The following is a 2,708-nucleotide window of genomic DNA, read 5'->3' as shown; positions in this document are numbered from 1 at the left end:
CAACTTCAACCCGGCCACCATCTTCATGGGCGACTCCGGGGCGATGCAGCTGGGGTTGGTCTCGGCCGCCTCCACCATCATCGTTACCGGGCAGATCGACCCCGGTAGCTTCGACGGTTCGCGCGCGCTGCCCGCCTTCATGCCGATCCTCCTGCCGCTGGCGGTCCTCCTGCTGCCCCTGACCGATATGATGATGGCGATCGTGCGCCGAACCAGGAAAGGGCTCAGTCCCACCCATCCTGACCGCATGCACATGCACCATCGGCTCCTGGCGGCCGGGCACTCCCATCGCCGCGCCGTGCTGGTGATGTATCTGTGGGCCGCCGTCGCCTCCTTCCCCGTGGCCGCCATGGCCTTCTTCCCATTGCCCTGGGTCATGGTGGGGGCCGCCATCGCAGCCCTGTTCGCCTTCGTCGTCACCGTGGACCTCATGCCCGGAGTGCGCCACGGCCTGCGTGCGGCGCTGCGCCGACGCCGGGACCGTCAGGAGCAGCGGATCGTCATCTCCCGCAACGTCTCGGGAACCGGTGCGGTGACGCGCCCGGCCGAGGGGCAGGCACCTCACGGCACCGCCGCGGGAGCCCCGTCCAGGCCGCCTGAAGGGGCGCTCCGATGATCGAAGCGCAGCGCACGAACGCCCGCACCCTGCACGAGGCCTCCGCCCGACTGCGCCGGATCCTCACCGCGGCCACCGTGGTCCTTGTGGTTGGTGAGGCCCTGTGGTGCCTCATCGGCGGTCCCCGCGGTGCCATGGCCCGTCCACTGGGGACGCTGCTGGCCGCGGCGGGCTCGACGACGGTGCTGCTGGCGGCGACCTGGTGGTTCCTGGACCGTATGGTTCGCTCCTCCATGGGGGGTCTCGTGGCCTGGTTGGCCGGCGGATATCTTGGGAAAGTCTCGATCCTGGCTGCGGCCCTCCTGGGAGGGCGCATACTGGGGTGTGACACCAGGGTGATTGGGATCTCACTCATCGCCGCGATTCTGGTGGGCATGTTCGCGGAGGCGACGGTGCTCGCGCAGGCGCGAATCCTTGCTGTGGAGCCGATAGCGGACGACTCAACCCGCCGGTCCTGACCAGTGCCCAGGTTGGTTCGCAGAAGGCGGCGAGCTCGGCAACCGGCAGGAGGCTTGTCGGTTCGCTTCGTTGAAACATCCCTAAGCGCTAGCATTGCCAGTGATTAGCAGGCCTGTGAGGATAGGCCTCGAAGCGTGAAAGACATCGGGAGGATCTCCTGTCCACCAACACCGTCACCGAGAACGGCACGGTAGTCGACGACGACGCCGTGCCGCGGACGGCTGGCGCCAAGCCGTTCGTCAAACCGCTGTGGTACTGGGTGCTCCTGGTTGTCCTGGTCGCCGTCATCGCGCTGACCGCCGTGCCCGCCTTCACTCAGCACCCTCACTCGCCCAGCGTCGGGGACTTCTTCCCCGAGGTCATCTTCGGTGAGGGGACTCTCCTGGAGTTCAATCGCCTCACCTTCGTCCGCCTCGTCATGGGGGGCCTCCTGTGCCTGACACTGGGCCTCGCCGCCGCCCGCCGCTTCAGGCTGGTTCCCGGACGCGGGCAGGCACTGCTGGAGATCATCGCGGACTTCGTGCGCAGCAATGTGGCCCTCATGCTTCTGGGCAACAAGAACGGCCGTCGCTTCGCGCCTCTGCTCGGGACCCTCTTCCTGGGCGTGCTCGCCATGAATCTCTCCGGCATCATCCCGGGCCTCAACATCGCGGCCTCCTCCGTGGTGGCCGTTCCCATGGTGTTCGCCGCCCTGACCTACATCACCTTCATCGGTGCCGGGATCAAGGAGCAGGGGATCGGGCACTTCTTCGCCTCCCAGCTCTTCCCGCCCGGCCTGCCCAAAGCAATGTACCTGCTCATCACCCCCATCGAGTTCCTCTCGAACTTCATTGTTCGGCCGGTGACGCTCACCCTGCGTCTGCTGTGCAACATGGTCTCCGGGCACCTGCTGCTCGGCATGACCTTCTTCGGAACCACCAGCCTGCTCCTCCATCTGCAGGCCTCCTCGACGATCAGCCTGCTGACCGGCGCCGCCATGATTGTGGTGACACTGTTCGAGGTGTTCGTCGCGATCCTGCAGGCCTACATCTTCACGATTCTCAGCGCCGTCTACATCAAGCTCTCCATCGAGGCCCACTAGACGTCACTGGTACGTCGCCTGCGACTCTTCCACCGACCCCACCTGCGCCACTCGGCGCCAGAAAGAAGGAACCACATATGTCCCTCACTGCGCTCGCATACGTCGGCTACGGCCTGGCCACGCTCGGCCCGGGCATCGGCATCGGCCTGCTGGTCGGCAAGACCCAGGAGGCCACTGCTCGTCAGCCCGAGGTGGCCGGACGCCTGTTCACCAACATGATCATCGGCGCGGGCATGGTCGAGGCCCTGGGCCTGATCGGTTTCGTCCTGCCGCTCGTCGTCAAGTGATGCTTCCCCTGGCTGCCGAGGGCGGGCAGGGAGGAGGCACGGCCTTCATCCTGCCCCCGCTCTACGAGATCTTCTGGGCGGCGGTCGTCCTCCTGCTCATCCTCCTGGTGGTGGGCCGTTTCGCTCTGCCCCGGCTCTACGCCGTCCTGGACGAGCGTGCCCGGCGCATCCAGGAGGGCCTCGACCTGGCCGACAAGGCCAAGCAGGACCAGTCCGATGCTGAGAAGCGCGCCGCCCGGCTCGTGGACGAGGCCCGCCGCGAGGC

3 protein-coding genes and 2 pseudogenes are annotated in these 2,708 nt (G+C 66.9%); all 5 read left to right on the top strand.

The window, feature by feature from the left end:
• Window positions 1-616, top strand: a pseudogene (locus RWR81_RS13500) (undecaprenyl/decaprenyl-phosphate alpha-N-acetylglucosaminyl 1-phosphate transferase); the annotation flags it as partial.
• A complete protein-coding gene (locus tag RWR81_RS13495) occupies window positions 613-1,074 on the top strand; it encodes a pseudouridine synthase (protein ID WP_314458218.1) in 462 nt (153 codons plus the stop codon). The pseudogene RWR81_RS13500 and the gene RWR81_RS13495, both read left to right, overlap by 4 nt.
• Before the next feature lie 209 nt (window positions 1,075-1,283).
• Window positions 1,284-2,156, top strand: coding sequence for a F0F1 ATP synthase subunit A (atpB, locus tag RWR81_RS13490; protein WP_314458217.1), 873 nt, complete (start codon window positions 1,284-1,286; stop codon window positions 2,154-2,156).
• Window positions 2,157-2,233: 77 nt separating this feature from the next.
• Window positions 2,234-2,443, top strand: a complete 210-nt coding sequence (gene atpE, locus RWR81_RS13485) for an ATP synthase F0 subunit C (protein WP_009233409.1) — start codon at window positions 2,234-2,236, stop codon at window positions 2,441-2,443.
• A pseudogene (locus RWR81_RS13480) lies at window positions 2,443-2,708 on the top strand (F0F1 ATP synthase subunit B); the annotation flags it as partial. The gene atpE and the pseudogene RWR81_RS13480, both read left to right, overlap by 1 nt.

This window comes from uncultured Actinomyces sp., from assembly GCF_963526355.1.
Classification (GTDB): Bacteria; Actinomycetota; Actinomycetes; order Actinomycetales; family Actinomycetaceae; genus Actinomyces.
The sequence above is the reverse complement of the archived record's forward strand: the minus strand, read 5'-3'. Positions and strand labels throughout refer to the sequence as shown.